The 20,485-nt window shown below is 68.4% G+C and carries 20 protein-coding genes and 1 pseudogene; 14 read left to right on the plus strand and 7 right to left on the minus strand.

Annotated elements, in window-relative coordinates; genetic code table 11:
• Nucleotides 1-135: 135 nt before the first annotated feature.
• Nucleotides 136-945: an NAD(P)-dependent oxidoreductase gene (locus OG214_RS29550; RefSeq protein ID WP_363081578.1), complete on the minus strand. Its 810-nt coding sequence runs from the start codon at nucleotides 943-945 to the stop codon at nucleotides 136-138.
• A 335-nt stretch (nucleotides 946-1,280) separates the two neighbouring features.
• On the opposite strand from OG214_RS29550, the gene OG214_RS29555 reads away from it, so the two are divergent.
• Together OG214_RS29555 and OG214_RS29560 are read left to right on the plus strand one after the other, a co-directional pair.
• Nucleotides 1,281-2,375, plus strand: a complete 1,095-nt coding sequence (locus OG214_RS29555; RefSeq protein ID WP_405986448.1) for a 5-dehydro-4-deoxyglucarate dehydratase — start codon at nucleotides 1,281-1,283, stop codon at nucleotides 2,373-2,375.
• On the plus strand, nucleotides 2,372-3,574 hold the full coding sequence (locus OG214_RS29560) for a hypothetical protein (RefSeq protein ID WP_405986449.1): 1,203 nt from the start codon (nucleotides 2,372-2,374) through the stop codon (nucleotides 3,572-3,574). Before OG214_RS29555 ends, OG214_RS29560 begins: the two co-directional genes overlap by 4 nt.
• A 73-nt stretch (nucleotides 3,575-3,647) precedes the next feature.
• Here the strand turns inward: OG214_RS29560 and OG214_RS29565 are convergent, their stop codons facing one another.
• Nucleotides 3,648-4,889, minus strand: coding sequence for an exo-alpha-sialidase (locus OG214_RS29565; RefSeq protein ID WP_405986450.1), 1,242 nt, complete (start codon nucleotides 4,887-4,889; stop codon nucleotides 3,648-3,650).
• Nucleotides 4,890-5,110: 221 nt separating this feature from the next.
• Here OG214_RS29565 and OG214_RS29570 point away from each other — a divergent pair, with 221 nt between their 5' ends.
• Both OG214_RS29570 and OG214_RS29575 read left to right on the plus strand, forming a co-directional pair.
• A complete protein-coding gene (locus OG214_RS29570) occupies nucleotides 5,111-5,614 on the plus strand; it encodes a hypothetical protein (RefSeq protein WP_405986451.1) in 504 nt (167 codons plus the stop codon).
• A 575-nt stretch (nucleotides 5,615-6,189) separates the two neighbouring features.
• The gene (locus OG214_RS29575; protein ID WP_405986452.1) at nucleotides 6,190-6,510 is read left to right on the plus strand and encodes a hypothetical protein; all 321 of its coding nucleotides are present in this window, start codon (nucleotides 6,190-6,192) and stop codon (nucleotides 6,508-6,510) included.
• A gap of 140 nt (nucleotides 6,511-6,650) precedes the next feature.
• Here OG214_RS29575 and OG214_RS29580 read toward each other — a convergent pair.
• Nucleotides 6,651-7,742, minus strand: a pseudogene (locus OG214_RS29580) (tyrosine-type recombinase/integrase); the annotation flags it as partial.
• A 29-nt stretch (nucleotides 7,743-7,771) separates the two neighbouring features.
• Between OG214_RS29580 and OG214_RS29585 the strand changes: the two are divergent.
• The 7 genes from OG214_RS29585 (at nucleotide 7,772) to OG214_RS29615 (ending at nucleotide 12,000) form a co-directional block, all read left to right on the plus strand.
• Nucleotides 7,772-8,491 carry an XRE family transcriptional regulator gene (locus OG214_RS29585; RefSeq protein WP_405987652.1) on the plus strand — a complete coding sequence of 240 codons (720 nt, stop codon included), beginning with the start codon at nucleotides 7,772-7,774 and terminating at the stop codon, nucleotides 8,489-8,491.
• A gap of 2 nt (nucleotides 8,492-8,493) precedes the next feature.
• Entirely contained in the window at nucleotides 8,494-8,964 is a 471-nt protein-coding gene (locus tag OG214_RS29590; RefSeq protein WP_405986453.1) for an NUDIX domain-containing protein, read from the plus strand.
• Nucleotides 8,965-9,094: 130 nt separating this feature from the next.
• Nucleotides 9,095-9,508, plus strand: coding sequence for a hypothetical protein (locus OG214_RS29595; protein ID WP_405986454.1), 414 nt, complete (start codon nucleotides 9,095-9,097; stop codon nucleotides 9,506-9,508).
• A gap of 35 nt (nucleotides 9,509-9,543) precedes the next feature.
• A complete protein-coding gene (locus OG214_RS29600; protein WP_405986455.1) occupies nucleotides 9,544-9,969 on the plus strand; it encodes an SUKH-3 domain-containing protein in 426 nt (141 codons plus the stop codon).
• 241 nt (nucleotides 9,970-10,210) lie between these two features.
• On the plus strand, nucleotides 10,211-10,468 hold the full coding sequence (locus tag OG214_RS29605; RefSeq protein ID WP_382859191.1) for a hypothetical protein: 258 nt from the start codon (nucleotides 10,211-10,213) through the stop codon (nucleotides 10,466-10,468).
• Between the two features lie 404 nt (nucleotides 10,469-10,872).
• Nucleotides 10,873-11,667, plus strand: a complete 795-nt coding sequence (locus OG214_RS29610) for a GNAT family N-acetyltransferase (RefSeq protein WP_405987653.1) — start codon at nucleotides 10,873-10,875, stop codon at nucleotides 11,665-11,667.
• A gap of 75 nt (nucleotides 11,668-11,742) precedes the next feature.
• The gene (locus OG214_RS29615) at nucleotides 11,743-12,000 is read left to right on the plus strand and encodes a hypothetical protein (protein ID WP_365902523.1); all 258 of its coding nucleotides are present in this window, start codon (nucleotides 11,743-11,745) and stop codon (nucleotides 11,998-12,000) included.
• 33 nt (nucleotides 12,001-12,033) lie between these two features.
• Here the strand turns inward: OG214_RS29615 and OG214_RS29620 are convergent, their stop codons facing one another.
• Entirely contained in the window at nucleotides 12,034-13,272 is a 1,239-nt protein-coding gene (locus OG214_RS29620; protein ID WP_405986456.1) for an MFS transporter, read from the minus strand.
• A 237-nt stretch (nucleotides 13,273-13,509) separates the two neighbouring features.
• On the opposite strand from OG214_RS29620, the gene OG214_RS29625 reads away from it, so the two are divergent.
• From OG214_RS29625 to OG214_RS29635, 3 genes are all read left to right on the plus strand, one after another.
• Nucleotides 13,510-14,982 carry an NCS2 family permease gene (locus OG214_RS29625; RefSeq protein ID WP_363081569.1) on the plus strand — a complete coding sequence of 491 codons (1,473 nt, stop codon included), beginning with the start codon at nucleotides 13,510-13,512 and terminating at the stop codon, nucleotides 14,980-14,982.
• A 191-nt stretch (nucleotides 14,983-15,173) separates the two neighbouring features.
• The gene (locus OG214_RS29630) at nucleotides 15,174-15,476 is read left to right on the plus strand and encodes a hypothetical protein (protein WP_363081568.1); all 303 of its coding nucleotides are present in this window, start codon (nucleotides 15,174-15,176) and stop codon (nucleotides 15,474-15,476) included.
• On the plus strand, nucleotides 15,473-17,152 hold the full coding sequence (locus OG214_RS29635) for an amidase (protein WP_405986457.1): 1,680 nt from the start codon (nucleotides 15,473-15,475) through the stop codon (nucleotides 17,150-17,152). The genes OG214_RS29630 and OG214_RS29635 overlap by 4 nt, the downstream gene beginning before the upstream one ends.
• A gap of 204 nt (nucleotides 17,153-17,356) precedes the next feature.
• Here OG214_RS29635 and OG214_RS29640 read toward each other — a convergent pair whose 3' ends face one another.
• From OG214_RS29640 to OG214_RS29650, 3 genes are all read right to left on the minus strand, one after another.
• The gene (locus tag OG214_RS29640; protein ID WP_405986458.1) at nucleotides 17,357-18,805 is read right to left on the minus strand and encodes a penicillin-binding transpeptidase domain-containing protein; all 1,449 of its coding nucleotides are present in this window, start codon (nucleotides 18,803-18,805) and stop codon (nucleotides 17,357-17,359) included.
• A 196-nt stretch (nucleotides 18,806-19,001) separates the two neighbouring features.
• Nucleotides 19,002-19,487: a GNAT family N-acetyltransferase gene (locus tag OG214_RS29645; protein ID WP_363081565.1), complete on the minus strand. Its 486-nt coding sequence runs from the start codon at nucleotides 19,485-19,487 to the stop codon at nucleotides 19,002-19,004.
• Entirely contained in the window at nucleotides 19,487-20,257 is a 771-nt protein-coding gene (locus tag OG214_RS29650; protein ID WP_363081564.1) for an IclR family transcriptional regulator, read from the minus strand. The genes OG214_RS29645 and OG214_RS29650 overlap by 1 nt, the downstream gene beginning before the upstream one ends.
• Nucleotides 20,258-20,485: the final 228 nt, after the last annotated feature.

The following is a 20,485-nucleotide window of genomic DNA, read 5'->3' on the forward strand; positions in this document are numbered from 1 at the left end:
CCATTCGCGTCGCCGCTTCCCCTCGGCGCCGCGCCGGTACCGGGTCCGTATCTGGTCCGTATCTGGTCCGTACCTGCTCAGTCCCACGTCAGGGCCGCATCAGGCGCCGCGCCCGGCACGGAGCCGGGCGGGTCGTCAGTGGGGCCAGCGCGGCGGGTCGGTGACGAACCCGCCGCCCAGATACGCGTGGTCCCGGTTGGCCGGGTCGAGCGGTCCCTGCGCCTCGATGAGCTTCTCCGCGAACTGCTCCGAGTCGTCCTGGGGCTCGTACCCCAGCGCCCGCGCGCTCGTCAGGTCCCACCACAGCCGGGTGTTGGCGGAGGAGCCGTAGACGACGGTGTGGCCCACCTCCTCGGCGGTGAGCGCGGCGTGGAAGAGCCGGGCGCAGTCGCCGGGGCTCAGCCAGACGGAGAGCATCCTGACCGTGCTGGGCTCCAGGAAGCAGGAGCCGATCCGTACGGAGACGGTCTCCAGCCCGTGCAGATCCCAGTAGAGCTGGGCGAGGTCCTCGCCGAAGCACTTGGAGAGCCCGTAGTACGTGTCGGGGCGGCGCGGGGTGTCGACGGGGATCAGCGGATCGTCGCCCCGGGGGCGCGGGGTGAAGCCCACGGCGTGGTTGCTGGAGGCGAAGACCGTACGCCTGACACCCTCCGCGCGCGCCGCCTCGTAGAGGTTGTACGTCCCCTCGACATTGGCGCGCAGGATCTTGTCGAAGGTGGACTCCAGCGAGATGCCCGCGAGATGGATGATCGCGTCCACGCCCCGGACGGCCTCGCGCAGCGCGTCCGTGTCCGCGAGATCGGCCGTGACGGCGTCGGGCGCGCCGTCGACGGGGTTGACGTCGAAGAGCCGCAGTTCGTAGCCGTACGCGGGCAGCAGGCCCCGCATCAGGGTGCCGAGGCCGCCGGCGGCGCCGGTGAGCAGAACGGTACGCGGTGCGGGCATGGGGACATCTCCTCGGCGGCGTGGATCCCCTCGGTGGTGTGGATCCATGGACGGCGGTCTCGGCGGTCTCGGCGGGTGGGCGGCGGGCCCGGGGCACCCGGCGTACTCAACATGCTCAGATCCGTAGACATTATTCACATGCGTGGACACGCTAGGGAGTGGGGAGCGGCGGCGTCAAGTGTGGCGCTAGGGCGGTGAATCCGTCCCTGAGTTGCGGTTTCTCGTCTTGACCCGCGCCGCGCGGCTGCCCTAGCGTGGCGTTGTTCAGGGATATGGACATCGATCAGAATTGTGCACGAGCGGTCGCCGCTCGCTGCATGGCCAAGGGAGCGCTCGTGACCTCAGCCCCGCTCGCCGCACGCCTCACCCGCGTGGCCGGGCCGCTGTTCTTCCCCGTCACCGCGTACGGGCCCGACGGCGCCCTCGACCTCGACGCCTTCCGCGCGCATGTCGGAGCGGGCGTCGACGCGGGAGCCGCCGCGGTCTTCGCGTGCTGCGGCACCGGTGAGTTCCACGCCCTCACCCCGGAGGAGTTCCGCGCCTGCCTCGCCGCGGCCGTCGAGGCGACCGGCGGCCGGGTGCCGGTCGTGGCGGCGACCGGTTACGGCACGGCGCTCGCGATCCAGTACGCGCGCATCGCCGAGGAGGAGGGCGCGGACGGGCTGCTCGCGATGCCGCCCTATCTGGTCGTCGCCGACCAGGAGGGGCTGGTGCGCCACTACACCGCCCTGGCCGCGGCCACCTCCCTGGAAACCATCGTCTACCAGCGCGACAACGCCGTCTTCACCCCCGCGACCGTCGTCGAACTCGCCGCGGTGGACGGCATCATCGGTCTCAAGGACGGGTACGGCGACCTCGATCTGACGCAGCGCATCGTCAGCGCCGTACGGAGTGAGCTGCCCGACCGCGAGTTCCTCTTCTTCAACGGTCTGCCCACCGCCGAACTCACCGGCCTCGCCTACCGCGGTATCGGGATCACCCTCTACTCCTCCGCGGTCTTCGCCTTCGCCCCCGATATCGCGCTCGCCTTCCACCGCGCCCTGGTCACCGGCGACGACACGACCGTCGACCGGCTGCTCGACGGCTTCTACGCGCCGCTGGTCGAGCTGCGCAACCTCGGCCGCGGCTATGCCGTCTCGCTCGTCAAGGCGGGCGTACGGCTGGGCGGTCTGGACGTGGGTGAGGTACGGCCACCGCTGAGCGAGCCCGCCCCCGACCATGTCAAGGCGCTCGCCGTGCTCATAGACCGGGGCAGGTCCGTGCTCGCGGACATCGAGGGCCTCGCGGACATCGAGGGCGCGGGCACGGCGGACGGTCCGGTCGGCGGCCCGCTGCGAGGCCCGGTCGACGGCTCGGTGCGAGGCCCGGTCGACGGCTCGGTGCAAGGCCCCGTCGATGGCTCGGTCGACGGCTCGGGGGCGGGCCGGTGAGGACGTCCGTCTTTCTCTACCCCTGGGACGTGGTGGGCGATCCGGACGCCCCCGCCAGGATCGCGGAGCTCGGCGTCCAGCAGGTCACCCTCGCCTCCGCCTACCACTCCACCCGCGCCCTGACCCCCCGTCATCCGCGCCATCGCGTCGTCACCGCCGAACACGCCGCCGTCCTCTACCCGCCGGACCCGGCGCGCTGGGCGGGCCATGACCTGCGTCCGTACCCGGCGGGCGACTGGGCACCCGGGGACGCCCACGGCGAGGCCGCGGCGGCGCTCACGGACGCCGGACTCGACGTACACACCTGGGCGATCCTCGCGCACAGCTCCCGGCTGGGCGCCGAGCATCCCGCCACCTCCGTGGTGAACGCCTACGGCGACCGCTATCCCTGGGCGCCCTGTATCGCGCGGCCCGAGGTCGCCGGGTATCTGACCGAGCTGGCCGCGGAGGCCGCCGTACGCCCCGGCGCGCACGGCACCGAGCTGGAGTCCTGCGGCTGGTACGGACTCGCCCATCTGCACGCCCACGACAAGATCGCGGGCGTCGGCCTCGGTGACGCGGCCCAGTATCTGATGTCGCTCTGCTTCTGCTCCGTCTGCCGGGAGGGGTACGAGGGCCTCGGGGCGGAACCGGACGAACTGGCCTCCGCCGTACGGCGCGCGCTGGAGCCCGGCTGGGCCGCCGGCTCCGCCGAGGCCGGCCGGTCCGGTATCGAGAAGCTGCTCGGCGCGGATCTCGCCGCCGTCACCCTCGACTGGCGCGGCGGGATCGCCCGTACGTTCCAGGAGTCGGCGGTCGCGGCGGTACGGGCGGCGGCCGGCCCCGGATTCCAGGTGCTGCTGCACGCCGATCCCGTGCCGTACCACACCGGTGCCAACGCCGGTGTGGACCCGGCGCACATCCTCGGAGTCGCGGACGGTGTCGTCCTGCCCTGCGCCGGGGGCGCGGCCGGGACCGTGTTGCCCCCCTTCGCGGACCATCGCAGCGCGTCCGCCGCGTCCGCCGTGCCCGCCGCGTCCCCGGTGCTCGCCGCCAACTTCAATGTCGTCAGCGGTATGGGCGGCAGCCCGGCCTCGCTCGCCGAGGACGCCGCGCGGGCGAAGGAGCTGGGAGCGACCGAACTGCGCCTCTACCACGCGGGGCTGGCCTCCGACGCGGATCTGACGGCGGTCGCGTCGGCGCTCTCACACCTGAGCTGAGCGGGCCTCCCGGGCTGCCGGGCGCGGACGCGCCGTGGACACGCCGTCCCCGGAAGCCCGTCCCACCCCTCAGCTACCGGAGTCGGTCGAGGGGGAGCCGGGTGAAGGTGATGGTTTCGTACGGGTTGCTGCGGCCGGTCTCGTACAGGATCCCGGCGGTGCCCTGGTCGATCTGGACCAGGTCGGAGTAGGCGGCGGGGTGGGTCGTGAGGCGGAGGCCGGTGGTCCAGCTCAGGCCGCCGTCGTCGCTGGAGCGTACGGTCATATGGCTGCGTGCCTGGGGGTCGCCGGGTGCGGACAGCAGGAGGGGGCCGGTCTGCCGGTCCTGGTGTGTCTGGAGGACGCTTCCCTCGATGATGGGCGCGGTCACGTCCTCGGTGGGGGTGAAGGGTGCGTCCAGGGACTGTCCGCCGTCGCCGCTGTAGGCGTGGGCGCGGGTGACGGGGATGGTGCCGTGCTGGTCGCGGGCGTTGAAGTAGACGCGCCCGTCGGGCAGTTGGGCGGCGCTGGTCTCGTTGACGTTGACGCGTCCGTCGGGTGTGGCATCGACGTAGCCGATGCGCCAGGTGGTGCCGCCGTCGTCGCTGAGCAGGGAGTGCCCGCCGTAGTAACGGGGTTCTGTTCCGTTGTCGGCGCTGCCCGCGGGTGGTGCGGTGGAGTGGTTGGCGGGGATGACGAGGCGTCCGGTGTGGGGGCCGTTGGTGAGCGCGAGTCCATGGCCGGGGCCTGTGGCGTACCAGCGCCAGTCCTGCTGCTTGGCCTGGTCGGTGATCTCGGTGGGGGCCGACCAGGTGCGTCCCGCGGTGTCACTGTGCTGGACGTAGATCCGTCGGCCGGCTGCTTGAGGGTGGTCGCCGCGCAGGATGGCTTCCTCGGTGGCGGTCGCGGCGTTGCCGCAGGTCAGGAGTACCAGGCGTCCGGTCCCGGGTACGACGACGGGGACGGGGTTGCCCACCGTGTCCGCACCGGCGTCGGCGACCAGTCGCAGGGGTGACCAGGTGCATCCGCCGTCGGTGGAACGCCGGGAGACGACGTCGACGTCGCCGGTGTCGGCCTGTGCGTTGCGGCGTGCTTCGGCGAAGGCGATGAGAGTGCCCGGGGTGTCAGGGGCGCCCGGGGTGCCGTCTGTTGTCGTGACCACGGCAGGTATACGGAAGGTGTGATAGCCGCCGGTGCCGGAACGGAAGACGACGGAGGACTCGCAGTCGCCCGCCTCGCCCGCGGAGTGTTCGGCGGCGGGCGTCGGATTGACGCAACCGGACAACAGGGCGGCGAGCCCCACGAGCATGGTGCCGCGTATGAACAAAGAGGGCACCGACGACTCCCGGGGGATATGTGACGCACTGAGGCTTTCAGACGCGTGTTGTGGGGTTGCTGACAGTCTTCGGGGCTGGTGGTGTGCGTGGGTGTGGCATGCCGCAGAGCTGGCATAAAACATGATCGAGCCGTACGCCTCGGTGAACACCGGGGGAACACGACCTGACTACCCGTCGGCGATTTCCCGTCGCCGCCTGTTCCGCTGAGGTCACGGACCCCTTGCGCCGCCCGGGTGCACCGCGATGTGGCGGTCGCGACACCCCAAGTCAGCCGTACGACGTCAAGCGGCTCTTCTACCAGATATCGACCACCAAGTTCGCCGGACGGTCGATTCTGTCGGCCGAGTTCGTGGCCCGCGAGACACACGCCGCCTCCTGCGACGCGCGCGAGGTCCAGCTGTGGCGGACCAAGCGCATCAACTCGTCCACCACATGGAACACGGAGACCGCCGACGGCTTCTGGGTCGACCACCATCAGACACGGAGCTTCGCCTACGGGTATGACGGGTGCGCCTCGAAGGACGCGAAGTTCGATGTGAAGGCCATGGTGGCCGAGGCGGCCTCCAAGAAATGGCCGACGATCACCTTCGGGATGCGTGCCACCAACGAGGAGGACCCCTGCACCTGGAAGCGGTTTTCGGACTCGGGCGGTGGGGTCAATGTTCACGCCGGAGGTGAAGAGTTCGCCCGTTTCATGGGACGAGCTCGCCGCGTGTATCAATGAGTTCGTTACGGATGTGCGGCGAGCCTCTGACGGCAGTAGTCGACGGCAACGTCGAAGGCTTCGCGTAGCACACGTACTATGTGCTGGCGGGCGAGACGCCGGTGCTGGTGCATAATGCCGGGGGTAACGGGCCCGAAGTTCCGGGTATCATCCAGCAGCGCATTGCAGAAATCCTGGCCGGGCAAGCGCAGCCAAGGCTGAATGGTGATCGTACGGGCCCTGACAGGTTTGAGGTGAGAACGGGCCGTAACAACCCAACCCCTGGCGCGCACGCGCGAAAGTGGGGCCCTTCATCTCCGGGTGCCAACGATGCGGCATTGATCTACGACATGGGTGACGGTGAGAACAGATATCGGATTCTCGTGAACCGGCACGGTGACATCGGTTGGGTGGACAATCACAACTACCGAAATATCAGAGTTTATACTCCGGGATGCTAATCTCGTGAGAGATTCACCTGACTTCGCCCGGATGAATTGATCGTTGTGTTCTGTGTGAGGTCGGTCGGATTATTTTGTCCGACCTCACGCGCACGTCACGTTGTCTACGCCCATCAACTTTTTTGGAGTATTTCGATGGAGCGGATTACCGAGGGCCAGATTGCACTTCTGGTGTCGTTCGTATATGCAAGACTCTCGGATGCCGATGCGCTGCAAGAAGAGGCGCGTCGCACCGTGACCGCCCTGCATTTGGTTGCCGACAAACAGGTTGCTGCCGTTCGCTATTTTCGGTCCTCTCCCTCTAGCGGCGCTGCAGTAGCTGATCACGCAAATGCCTCATGGAATCTTCTCGTCTCTATCGCACGTATTTGGCGAGACCACTCCGAGTTTCCGATCGACGCCGCGATGGAGACGTTCGAGTTCGACGCTGAGAGCCCTCTAATGCCGACAAAGTAAGTCTCGATTCGGCAGTGGCTACTCGCACATTGCCCGATCCCGCAACTCTCGCGCTGGATAGCGGCAGCAAAATTGAAGCCCCGTCAGGTGCGTCCTGGCGAGGCTTCTGCGGTGGGTGACGGCAGTAGTTGACGGCAACGTCAGTGGACGGTGGCTCCGCACAGCGGCAGGTTGTCGCGGGTCGACTCGTCGCTAACTGGACCGTCAAGAGCGGTGCTGAGGGTGTTGATGGCGTCGCGCTGGAGGCGAAGTCGGACGTGGGCGTAGACGGTGGCGGTGACGCCGATGTGGGCGTGGCCGAGGAGTTCCTTGATCACGACGAGTTCGACGCCCTGTTCCAGGAGCAGGGTCGCAGTCGAATGGCGAAGGTCGTGGAAGCAGATGCGGCGGAGGCCGGCCTTACGGAGGAGCGTGGTGAAGGCGCGGGTGAGGTTTGTCGGGTCGATCGGTCCGCCCTGCACCGTGGTGAACACGTGCCCGCTGCGCTGCCACGCGATGCCTGCTGCCTCGCGCTCGCGCTGCTGCTGTTCGTGGTGGAGCTTCAGCGACTGGAGGCAGCGGGCGGGGAGGGCGATGCGGCGCTCGGAGGCCCAGGTCTTGATGGGCAGCGTGGTGAGCCCGCCTGCGCTGGTGCGCTGCAAGGTTCGGCGGATGGCAGCGGTGCCTGCGTCGAGGTCGAGGTCTTCCCAGCACAGGCCGAGGAGTTCGCCCTTGCGGAGTCCGGTGTGGAGGGCGAGTTCGAACAGGGCGTGCAGCCGGTGACCTTGGGCGGTGGTGAGGAGCTGGCGGGCTTCGTCGGCGGTGAGGGGTTCGAAGCGTCGGGGCCGTGGAGTGCCGGTGCGGACGTTGCGGGCGACGTTGCGCGGGATCTCCTCCTCGCGCACGGCGTGCTCCAGGGCGGACTTGAGTACGGAGTGGATGTAGGTCAGCGTCAGCGGAGAGAGCCGCTTGGAGCAGCACGATCCGACGGCGCAGCAACGGGGCTCATCACGCCCCGCATCGATGCCACGGGCGCAGCACTGGCAGGTGGTTCGGAGATGGTTGAGCCAGGTGCGGATGTCCTTGGCGGAGAGCTTGGCGAGCTTCTTCTTGCCGAGGCCGGGGATGAGGTACCGGTTCACGCAAGCGGTGTAGCGGGTGTGGGTGTTCTCGCGGAGCTGGTGGACGGCGACGGCCTCCAGCCAATAGGTGAGGTACGCGGCCAGGCTGCTCTGCGCGGAGGGGACGGGGACTCGTGCCGAACGAGAGACTACGAGCCGTCATGGCGGCGGGAGGCTGGACGTACGCCGCCCTCGCTCAGCAGGTCGAGGTCGACCCCAAGTCGGTCGAGCGCTGGGTGAACCTCGGGCGTATCCCACGTCGTGCCACCGCCCTCCAGGCGGCCAAGGCCCTGGGGGAAGACGTGCACGCACTCTGGCCGGCGCTCCGCCAGGCCCGCCCCGCCCGCGCCATCAGCCCCGAACTGGTCGCGCTCTACGAGCAGCGGGCCGACATCCCTGTCTCGAGGTTCACCGAGCTGATGGCCCAGGCACGGGAACGGATCGACATCCTCGTGTACGCGGCGGTCTTCCTCCACGAGGCGTACCCGCGGCTGAACGAACTCCTCACCGAACGCGCCGCCCAAGGCTGCACCGTCCGCATCGCGATCGGGGACCCCGGCAGCGACAACGTCCAAGCCCGCGGCCAGGAGGAGCGGTTCGGCCACGGCATCGAATCCCGCTGCCGTCTCGCACTCATGCACTACAGACCACTCGCCAGCACCCCGGGCATCGACGTCCGCACCCACGAAACCACGCTCTACAACTCCCTCTACCGCGCCGACGACCAGCAACTCGTCAACGCCCACGTCTGGGGCGTCAACGCCTACGCCGCCCCCGTATGGCACCTTCGCCGACACGAGGCAGGCGGCATGTTCGACACCTACGCCGAGAGCTTCGACTCCGTGTGGACGACCGCAACCCCCGTACGAGAGGAAGGCTGACCGTGGCCCGCACCGAGTACTACGACGACCCGAACGCGCCCAAGCCGAACAGCATGGTCGTCGCCGCGTCCGCCGTCGTCACCGACGATCACGGGCGCATCCTCCTCCAGCGCCGACGCGACAACGACCTATGGGCCCTGCCCGGAGGCGGCATGGACCTCACCGACTCCTTCCCCGGCACGGCCGTCCGCGAGGTCAAGGAAGAGACCGGCCTCGACGTCGAGATCACCGGTCTGGTCGGCACCTACACCGACCCGAAACACATCATCGCCTACACCGACGGCGAGGTCCGGCGACAGTTCAACGTCTGCTTCACCGCCCGCATCACCGGCGGCCGGCTGGAGATTTCCGACGAGTCCACCGAACTCCGGTTCGTGCCGCCGGACGAGATCGAGCAGTTGCCGATGCACCACACCCAACGACTCAGGCTCCAGCACTTCCTGGAACAGCGCGAGAAGCCGTACCTGGGCTGAACCGTCTGACGGCAGTAGCGACGGCAACAGCCCCGCACAACCACGGACGCCCACGCACTTCACCGGACCAGCAAACCGCACTTGACCTGCGAAAAAGCAGGTCGAAGGCTTCGCGTAGCATACGTACTATGTGCTGGCGGGGGCCACGCCGGTACTCGTTCACAACTGCGATCTGCACGAGCTGGCCAAGGCCGAATCGGCGAAATCAACCACTTCCAATACTGCCGGGGCGGTCGCCCGTGACACGTATACAGGGGAGTGGGCATATGGCGAGAGCGGCACGGCGCCTGCACAGATTCATCCTCAACTCAGGGGGCGTCTCGATGATTTGATGGAGCAGCATGGGGGCTCCTTGGAATCATGGCCGGCTGGCGAATGTGCAGAGTTCAACGCCTGCAATAATCTGCTCTTCAAGGTGCCTACGGCGCGCCTTGATGAGACCGAGTATGCGACCATCATCAGAAAAGCTGGATTGAATTTCCCATCTTGCGACAACTGTCGATTCTTGTTGGGTGGCGGTGGCGCACGAGAGGCGGCAAATTAATGGGTTTGCTTGGATTGCCTGTCAAGGATGCCGACTTGATTGACTTCATGGAAGGAATTGGATGGTTCCCCGGACGGCACATCGATCTTCAGGATGATCTCGATGCATGGTCGACTGATGGGTACATTGTTTCCGGCTCCGTTCGAGAATTCATGGAGGAATGCAGCGGCCTTCAATTCGACTACCCTCGACACCCGGCAGTCGGCGGAGCATATGTATGCATGGTCTCTGGGGTTGCTGCAGCGCAACAGGTCGCACGGTCACTCGTGACGGAGTACGAGCAGAGGCTTGGCTGTGAACTGTGCCCCATTGGCTATTCGGCGAGCGGAAATCTGTTCCTGTATATGGCGCCGGATGGGGCAACATACGGTGGGTATGATCGGTTTCTCGCCAAAGTATCCGGTGATGGATACCACGCGCTTCAAGCCATAGGGCGGAGAGTGAACTTGTCTCCGATCTGATGCGCGCAAGATTTAGGGCAACAGTGACCCCGAAAAGCTCATTGGAACGCGTACGCTGGAAGCTCTCCTTGGTCTTGTCGGCCGGGGCGATGCGGAGAAGCGCCAGGACTTCTATCAGGGAGCTGTCAACGCGGGCAAGGGCGGCGCGGCTGGACGGGGAGTGCTGAACTCCAGATCACCGTGAACACTGCAAGAAACCGCGTACAACTGTTGCCGGAGATAATTGACGCCTGGAGGTAGCGTGGAGCCTGATCGTTCGGTGATGAAAATGAAGCTCGCTGCGGCCGATGGGCCCGCACGAGTTACGTTCGAGCCGGGTGGGGTCGTCTTCACACTCGGCGCCGATGAATTCATCACGTTGCAACTTGACCCTAGCCTTGCTCCTTCCGTCGAGATTAATATTTGGTCGAATGGAATATCGGTCTGGCTGCCCTATCCAGGGGAGTCCGACTACATTGTTCTAGACTCCAGTGATCGCGAAGTTGTCCGCCTATGGTGATTTCGCAACTGCGACTGAGATGTGGTATGGGGCGGAAATGGTGGACCCGATAAACTTGGAGCCCTCGCTCTGAGGACCCCGCAACATGTCTCGTTCGTGAGGGGGACCCTGGGGATGGCCAAGGCCGAGGCGAAAAGTTGGGCAAATTTCTACACCAATGTCTATAAATCCTCGGTGGCTCGGGGGAGGAATGTCAATATCGATGCCCAGAGTAGGGCTGCGCTAATGAACTACCTTGCGGAGCATCTGTGAGTTTCAAGGTATCGATGCTTGGAGATGGCCCTGTGGGCAAGGGCGATCAGGTCGTGATCGGTGTTTGGGTTCTCTGTCCCGGCGACCATGAGGAGTGAAGCCGCGTGCGCAACTCAGTGGTGCGGTCGCCCTCCCCATGCTGGAGTGAGCGGATGAATCATGAAGAAGTACTTGCCCTGTTCGACCGCCAGTTGAGGCGCGACGCGCAGGCCGACGGTCCCGGAACCCGTATCGAGCGTGATGGCGACGTCGTGCGGCAGGTTGGTGCGGATCATGACTGGAACGGCGTCCTCTGGTCGGATCTCGACCATGCCACGGCAGATGTGGCGATCAGGGCACAGACGCGGTACTTCGCCGCACTTGGGCGGGAGTTCGAATGGAAGACATACGCCCACGACCGTCCCAGTGACCTTGAGACGCGGCTGAAGTCGGCCGGGTTCACGCCTGAGCCGCAGGAGGCGGTCATGGTCGCGCCGGTCCGGGACCTGCCCACCGACACCGCGCTGCCCGAAGGCGTGCGTCTGCGTCCGGTGACCGACACCGCCGGGGTGGACCTCGTGGCAGACGTCCACGAACAGGCCTTCGGCACCAGCAGCGTCCGCCTGCGGCAGCGGCTGCTCGCCCAGCTCGCCCAAAACTCCGAAACCATCAGCATGGTCGTGGCGATGGCCGACGACCTGCCCGTGTGCGCGGCGCGGATGGAACTGAAACCTGGCACCGACTTCGCCGGCCTTTGGGGCGGCGGCACCGTGGCTGCCTGGCGAGGCCGGGGTATCTACCGGGCTCTGGTCGCCCACCGCGCCCGGACCGCCGCCGACCTCGGCTACCGCTACCTTCAGGTCGACGCCACCGACCAGAGCCGCCCCATCCTGCAACGGCTCGGGTTCACCGTTCTGAGCACCACGACTCCATACGTCTACGATCCCCACCGCAGGCGTAACCGATGACGCGGCTGCCGGACACCCGGCGAACCTTCACGTCGCCTACCGGCGACGTGGGAATCCCGTCCAGGTTCTGGACGCGTGGAGGAGAGGCTGATGGTGCCGCGAGGGTTCACTCTCAAAATCAGAGCCGATGCCGGAAGCTCACTCGCTGTCATGTTCGAGCCGAGCGGGATGCTGTATGAACTGGGCCCGTCCGAGGTGATGTTCGCACGGCTTGATGATCCTGAATCGGAAGAGATGGAGATCGTGTACTGGGAGGGCGGAATCTCCCTTTCGCCTCCCGGTCCGGTGACCACTCTGGATGCGACGGGCCGGGAATTGCATCAGCTTTATTAGCTTTCGTGCCACACGGCCGTCGCGGTCCGGCTGTTACGGGTTGGCCGGGTCCGGTTGCCCCGGGCGCCCCCGGTGGGCGGGCGTTCGGCTGTTTCGGGTCAGGGCGGACGCCGTGAGCAGGCCGGTCGTGGCGGTCGTCAGGAGCAGGGCGGTGAGGTCGATGAACGCGATCAGGGCCGCGCCGAGCCCCAGCGCCATCGCGTTCGGTACGTAGATCAGGGTGTTGGCGCTCGCCGCCGTGCGGCCCAGCATGGGATCGGGGGTTTCGCGCTGTATCGCCGTCAGCGCTGCGATCAGTACACAGGGCAGCCCGAGCCCGATGCCCGCCGCGCTCGCCAGTGCCACCGCGTCGTACGGCAGCGCCCGCGCTCCGACCGAGAGCGCGAACAGCGCCACGCCCGCCGCCGCGAACATCCGCTCCGGCAGGCGGCGCAGCAGCGGTCCCGCCGCGAGACCGACGGCCACGGACCCGGCGCCCTGTACCGCGTACAGCAGCCCGGCGTACGCGGGGGAGTGGCCGAGAGTCCGGTCGACGACCGCGTAGACCGCCGCGCCGTTGATCCCGGCGAGCAGCATCGTGACCCCGGCGGCGGACACGAGCGGACGTACGGCGGGGGTCTCCCGCAGCCCGCGGAAGCCCTCGGCGATACCGGACAGCCGCCCCTCGGCGGGCCGTGGGGCCGGCGGCTCCTCCCGTACGCGCATCAGCGCGAAGCATCCGGCGGCCAGCACGAAGGTCAGCGCGTCCAGCAGGGCGACGGGAGCGCCGCCGAACCGGGCGTAGAGACCCGCTCCCGCGAGCGGGGCGAGAAGCTTCATGCCCTCGTTGGCCGTCATCCGCAGCCCGTTGAAGTCCCCCAGCAGCCGCTTGTCGACGGCCGTGGCGACCAGGGCCGTCTCCGCGGCGTCCTGGACGACCCCGACGGCCCCGTATACGAACAGCACGGAGTAGAGGAGCCAGATACGGTCCGCCGAGTCGACGGCGAGCAGCAGAGGCAGCAGGGCCGCCAGGGCGAGATCGCAGCCGATCAGCAGCGGTCTGCGGCGCACCCGGTCGGCGACCGTCCCCAGCAGCGGTCCCACCAGCGTCGGCGCCCACATCGCGAAGACGGTGAGCGCGGCCAGACTGTCCGAGCCGGTCAGCGACTTGGCCCAGATCCCCGCCACCAGCCACATCGCGGACGTACCGAGACCGGACACCACCACACCGGACAGATACAGCCCCGCGTCCCGGTCCCGCAGGACACCGCCCATGCCCACGCCCACACCCATGTCCTCTCCTCGCCCTTTCGCCCACCGCGGCCACGGGCGTCAGGGTGGCGGCTGAGGACGGGGTGGCCGCATCGGGCAATCGCCCTACTTCCACGGGCGAGGGGCCTCAGACGCGTTCCGCGCGGACCTGTTTCCGCGCGTGAGGGCGAGGTCATTAACACGGTGAAAACCTGAACTGTCCCTGACAGGGGCACAATCCCTCTACCCCCCGCGACCGTCGTCGGCAAGAGGAGCCCCATGTCAGGCCAGACCGTGGACCCAACCCCGCAGTCGCCAGAGAGCCCGGAGAGCGCCACCGGGTCCCGACGCGACGCCGTGGACCGGTACTTCAAGATCAGCGAGCGCGGTTCGACCTATGGACGCGAGGTGCGCGGCGGCTTCGCCACCTTCTTCACGATGGCCTACATCCTCGTGCTCAACCCGATCATCCTCGGTGGTGCCGAGGACAAGTTCGGCGCCCATCTCTCCGGGCCCCAACTCGTCACCGCCACCGCGCTGGTGGCCGCCGTGATGACCGCGGTCATGGGTCTCGGCGGCAATCTGCCGCTCGCCATCGCCGCCGGCCTCGGACTCAACGCCGTCGTCGCCTTCCAGCTCGCGCCGCTGATGAGCTGGCCCGACGCGATGGGGCTGATCGTCCTCGAAGGACTGGTGATCTGCGCGCTGGTCGTGACCGGGCTGCGCGAGGCGGTCATGCACGCCATCCCGCACTCGCTCAAGCAGGCCATCAGCGTCGGCATCGGCCTCTTCATCGCCTTCATCGGCTTCATCGACGCGGGCTTCGTCACCCGTATCCCCGGAGAGACCGGTTCCGTGCCGGTGCAGCTCGGCGCGTCGGGGCAGCTCTCCGGCTGGCCCGTCCTGGTCTTCTGCCTCGGTGTGCTGCTGACCGTCGCGCTGGTGGCGCGGAAGGTGAGGGGCGCGATCCTCATCGGTATCGTCGTGACGACCGTCGTGGCCGTCGTCATCAACGAGATCGCCGATATCGCGCCCACCGCCTGGGGCCTGACCGCACCGTCCGTCCCCGACGACGTCGTCGCCGCGCCCGACTTCGGGCTCGTCGGCTCCTTCAGCCTCTTCGGCGCCTTCGAGCAGATCGGTGTGATCACACTCGTCCTGCTCGTCTTCACGCTTCTGCTCAGCGACTTCTTCGACACCATGGGCACGGTCGTCGGTGTCTCCAGCGAGGCGGGACTCCTCGACGAGAACGGCAAGGTGCCCCATCTCGGCCGCGTCCTGCTGATCGACGGCGCGGCGGCGGTGGCGGGCGGCGCGGCCTCCGCCTCCTCCAACACCTCGTACATCGAGTCGGCGGCGGGCGTCGGCGAGGGCGCGCGTACGGGCTTCGCCTCCCTTGTCACCGGCGCCCTCTTCGGACTCTCCCTCTTCCTCGCCCCGCTCGCCCTGGTGGTCCCCGCGCAGGCGGCGGCCCCGGCGCTGGTCGTGGTGGGCTTCCTGCTGATGACCCAGGTGCGGCACATCGACTGGGAGAAGTACGAGATCGCGATCCCGGCCTTTCTGACGATCGCCGTCATGCCGTTCACGTACTCGATCACCAACGGCATCGGCGCCGGGTTCATCGCGTACGTCCTGATCAAGACAGTGCTGGGCAAGGCCCGTGAGGTGCACTGGCTGCTCTGGGGGACGGCGGCGCTGTTCCTCGTCTACTTCGCGATCGACCCCGTCGAGCAGTTGCTCAATGTGACGTAGCGGCAGCCGCGGTGCCGGGCGTCGTGCCAGGTCGCCGGGGGTGCGGCCGGGGTACGGCCGGGGGTGCGCGGGGTCGCGGGGGTGCGTTCGATGTAACACCCATGAAGCATGTGCTCAATGGGGCAGTCATCGGCGGCTGATGGAGTCACGCCCGCACCCCCCGCACGGCATGCACCTTCCCGGAGGTTCTTTTGAGCCAGCCTCAGCCGCCCACCCAGGAGCAGTTGGACGCGTACATACGGACCAGACTCGCCCTGGCCGGCGTCGACCTCGATCTGCTGCCCGCGCAGCCGGACCCCGAGACCGGCGTCCCCACCCGTGACCAGGCGCTGCGCTCGCTGCGCTCCTTCGTGACCGGAGGCCCCGCCGCCATCGCCGGCTGGACACCGCCGGTGACCGGCACCCCGGCCGCGGCGTACGCCCAGCAGGCCTCGCCCCCGCTGCTCTATCCCTCGATCACCGAGGCCTGGACCGGAAAGGCGGACGCACGATGAGCCCCGCCGTGGACCGCCCCGCCGCAGACCGCCCCGATGTCAACCGCCGTGCCGTCAACCGCCGTGCCTTCCTGGCCAGTTCGGCCGCGGTGACGGGCGCCGTCATCAGCGGATCCGCCCTCGCGACCCCCGCCGCCGCGCACACGTCTTCTTTCAGCGGTTCCAGCGGTTCCAGCGGCTCCGGCGGCTCGGCGGGCTCGGCCGGGCGCAAGCCGTATCTCCCCGACATCGACGTACGCGACGCGGCACGCCGTGATCCCACCGAGGCGACGCTCGCCGAGGCCGCCGTCCTGATGAGCCGCCGCAAGCTGACGTCCACCACGCTCGTCGAGGCGTACCTCGACCGCATCGAGACCTACGACTCCACCTATCAGGCGTTCGCCGAGGTGACCGGCGAGAGCGCGCTCGCCGCCGCGCGCAAGGCCGACCGCGGCGGCGGGCGGGGCGGGGTCCTGAGCGGAGTCCCGCTCTGCATCAAGGACAACTACTACACGCGCGGAGTGCCGACCCGCTGCAACTCCTTCATCTTCGAGGACTTCGTACCCGACTACGACGCCACCGCGGTCGCACGGCTCACCTCCGCGGGCGGCATCGTGCTGGGCAAGGGGCAGATGGGACCGCTGGCCACCACCCGCGCGACCACCCCGAACGGAACGGTCACCACCGTCAACGCCTGGACCCCGGAGAATCCCGCCACCGACCCCGGCGGCTCCTCCACCGGCCCCGCCTGCGCCGTCGCCGGACGGCTGGCCTCGTCCTCCATCGGTACGCAGACGGGCGGATCCATCGTCCAGCCCTCCAACCGGCAGAATCTCACCGGGCTGAAGCCGACCATGGGCCGGGTCTCCGCCTATGGCGTGATCCCGCTCTCCTACACCCGTGACCACCCGGGACCGCTGGCGCGCGACGCGATGGACGCGGCGCTGATGCTCGCGGTGATGGGCGGTCCCGATCCGCACGACCCGCGCACCCTCGGCCTGCCCGCCCTCCCCGATCTCGTACGGGCCGCGACCCCGGTGGTCTCGCGGGGCAAGGTGAAGCTGCGCCGGGCCACCAGGATCGGTGTGCCCGCGGACTTCCTGAGCTCCGCGGCCGATCTGCGCCGGGCGTTCCTCGACAAGCTCGACTCCATCTCCGGGGTGACGCTCGTCGATGTCACCTATCCGGCCGACTGGTCGCTGCTGACCGGTTCGTTCAACGACGCGCGGCTGTCCGAGCGGACCGAGCCGTTCCGGTACTGGCTGCGTGAGGACCCGGCCAAGTTCGGGGTCTCCCTGCTGAGCTGGCTCCAGGGGCTGATGCTCTCCGGCGACGAGTGGATCACGGCGCAGCGCGCCAAGAACCATCTGCTGCGCGAGGTGCTCGACGGGGTCATGGCCCGCTGCGATGTGCTGCTCCAGACCGGGCCCGTGCCGTTCGACATCCTCGGACTGCCGGAGATCGCCTTCCCCGTGGGCTTCACGTCGGGGATCCCGGCCGGGGTCATCCTCGGCGGCCAGCCGTACGAGGAGGACCGGCTGCTGGAGGTCGCCGCCGCGTACCAGGCGGTGACGGACTGGCACACCCGGCGCCCGGCGGACCCGGCGCCGACGGCCGCGGGCCGGACCGCCAAGCGGATGGCGGTGGCCGACAGGCCGCGCATCACGGCGGAGGAGGCGGCCGCGCAGAGCGCGTAACGGCTTGCCCTCGCAGGATCCCCCCCGGCGTGGCGGGCCGGCCGACCGGTTCTGTCGGCCGGTCGGCCCGTCGCCCGGGGGGATCATGCGGCCGGGGTCACGTGGCGGGGATCGTACGACCGGGACCATACGACGGCTGCCGTACGCGGTCACCTCGGCGCGGTCACATGGCGCCGTCACCTCGGCGCGGTCACGTCAGGGCGGTCACCCCAAGGCCGCCGTCATCATCTTCCGCGCGATCGGAGCCGCCAGGCCGTTGCCGCTGACCTCCGAGCGCGCCGCGCCCGAGTCCTCGACCACCACCGCGACCGCCACCTCCTTGCCGGTGGCCGAGTCCTTCGCGTACGAGGTGAACCAGGCGTACGGCGTATCGCTGTTGTCCACGCCGTGCTGCGCCGTACCCGTCTTACCGCCCACCTCGGCGCCGTCGATCCTGGCGTTCGTCCCCGTACCGTCCTCGACGACCGTCACCATCGCGCTGCGCAACTGTTCCGCCGTCGACGAGGAGACGATCCGGGTCGTGTCCCCGTCCGGGTACGACCGCAAGGTGTCACCGCTCGCGTCCACCACCTTCGACACCATGTGCGGCGCCGCCAGCGTCCCGTCGTTGGCCAGGGCCGCCGAGACCATGGCCATCTGGAGCGGGGTCGCGGTCACATCGAACTGGCCGATGCCCGTCAGCGCCGTCTGCGCCCGGTCCATGCCGGACGGATAGACACTCTCCGAGGCCCGCACCGGCACATCCTGGGTGGTGTCGCCGAAACCGAACCTCTCCGCCATGGCACGCACCTTCTCCTGGCCGAGGTCGTCGGCCATCTTCGCGAAGACGGTGTTGCAGGAGTACGCGAGGGCGGTACGGATGCTGGCGTTCTCGCACGGCGCCGAGCCGTTCTCGTTCCGCAGGACGGTGGCCGTGGCGGGCAGCTGGTACGGATCGGGGCTGTCGGTCCGTTCGTCGACCGAGCCGTACAGACCGTTCTCCAGCGCCGCCGCCGCGACGACCAGCTTGAAGGTCGAGCCGGGCGGCAGCGGCTGCCGCAGGGCGCGGTTGACCATCGGCTTCGCCGGGTCGCCGGTCAGTGAGCTCCAGGCGTCGCCGTCCGTCGTTCCGCTGATCCTCGTCGGGTCGTACGAGGGGGTGCTGACCACCGCGAGCACCCGGCCGGTCACCGGGTCGATGGCGACCGCGGCGCCCTTCTTGGCGCCCAGCGCGGCGTAGCCGGCCTCCTGTACGGCGGGATCGATCGTCGTCAGGACATCGCCCGGCGCCGTCTGCTTGCCCAGGACCGCGTCGAGCGGGTTCTTCAGCCGGCTGTCCGTCCCGTCGAGCACATCGGAGTAGATGCCTTCGAGCTGGGTGGAGCCGTACGCCTGTGAGCTGTAGCCGGTCACGGGCGCGTAGAGCGCGCCGTCGGTGTAGGTGCGCTCGTACGCGAGATCGCCGCCCTCCGTCTTCCTGGAGCCCGTGACGGGCGAACCGGCCACAATGATGTCGCCCAGCGGCTGTGCGTACTGGGCGATGATCTGCCGCCTGTTGTGCTTGTCGTCGGCGAGGGCCTTGGCCTCGTACGCCTGCACCCAGGTCGCCCGTACCAGCAGGGCCAGCACCATCAACAGACAGACCACCGCCGTGTGTCTGATCGTTCTGTTCATCTTCATCCCCGTGCGTCGTCCCGTACGGGGGACGAGCGGGGGCGGGGGCGGTGTTCCCCGTGGCCTCGCTTCTCAGGAACTCTTCAGGAAGGCCTCGCGGGGGTCTTGTGGCGGGTGGTGGGTGGCGGGCGCTTCGGAGCGCCTGTGGCGCCCTGGGCGACTCATCCTTCGAGGCTGGCTCATCCCCGGGGGATGCTCATCCTTCGAGGGTGAGGAGCACCTCGTCGGTCTCCTCGCCACGCCCCGGCGCGTAGTCCCTGTTCCGGCCGGTGACGGTGAACCCGCACTTCTCCAGCACCCGGATCGAGCCCGCGTTGTCGGCGGCGGTCCGGGCGAACAGCGGCCGTTCCGGCACGGTGTCGAGCAGCGCCCGCAGTGTGGCGGTCGCGATGCCGCGGCCCCACCGGGCGCGGTCGATCCAGTACGTCACCTCACGCTCCTCGGCCGGCCCGTACACCGCCGCGTGCCCCGCCACCGCCCCCTCGGCGAGCACCGTGCGCGCGACGATCCCGGCCGAGTCCAGGATCCGTGCCCAGTGGGCGTCGAAACGCGCCCGGTCGGCGGGGTCCTCCGCGGTGAACGCGGCCATCCGGTTCGCCTCGGGGTCCTGCGCCATCGCGAAGAAGAGCGGCAGATCGCTCTCCCGGACCTCGCGCAGACGCACTTCGCTCCCGGCGTTCATCAGAGCCGCCGGGTGGCGAGCGTGAGCCGGTCGCGCGCGTCGAACAGGGTGTCCTTGATCATCTGCTCATGTCCCGGGGTGAGCCGCGCCACCGGCACCGAGCAGCTGATGGCGTCGCGGGCCGGGGTCCGGTAGGGGATCGCGATACCGAAGCAGCGCAGCCCGAGGGTGTTCTCCTCACGGTCCACGGCGAAGCCCTGCTCACGGACGGTGTGCAGCTCCTCGATGAGCTTCTCCCGGTCGGTGATGGTGTGCTCGGTCAGCGCGGGCATGGTCTCCGGCAGCATCTTGCGCACCTGCTCGTCGCTGTGGGTCGCGAGCAGCGCCTTGCCGAGCGAGGTCGAGTGGGCCGGGAGTCTGCGCCCGACCCGGGTGAAGGGCCGCAGATAGTGCTGGGACTGACGGGTGGCGAGATAGACGACATTGGTGCCGTCGAGACGCGCGAGGTGGATGGTCTCGGTGGTGTCGTCGGAGAGCCGGTCCAGGGTGGGGCGGGCCGCCGCCACGACCTCGTCACCGTCGATGTACGAGGTGCCGACCAGCAGGGCCCGTACGCCGATGCCGTACCGCGTGCCCGTCGCGTCCGTCTCCACCCAGCCCAGCTCCACCAGCGTGCGCAGCAGCATGTACAGACTGGACTTGGGGTAGCCGACCGCCTCCTGGACGGCGGCGAGGGAGTGCATACCGGGGCGCCCCGCGAAGTATTCGAGCAGTTCCACCGTCCGTACGGCGGACTTGACTTGTGCTCCACCGGTCTCAGCAGCCGACATCGTCCTCGCCCCTTTTCGCCTTCCGGACCACTCTTGACCACACAGAACGCGCGGAAATAGAGTCCCTACAGATTCACTATCAGGAATCCTGTTCAGAATACCGAACAAGTTCCGATGGGTGACAGTCGGTCCAAACGGTTGAAACGGTCGAAACGCTCGAACGGTCCACCGGTCACGCATCGGGAGAGTCGGGCGGGTCGGACGGGTCGGGCAGTCGGGAAGGAAGCC

Source organism: Streptomyces sp. NBC_00872 (assembly GCF_045161915.1).
Classification (GTDB): Bacteria; Actinomycetota; Actinomycetes; order Streptomycetales; family Streptomycetaceae; genus Streptomyces.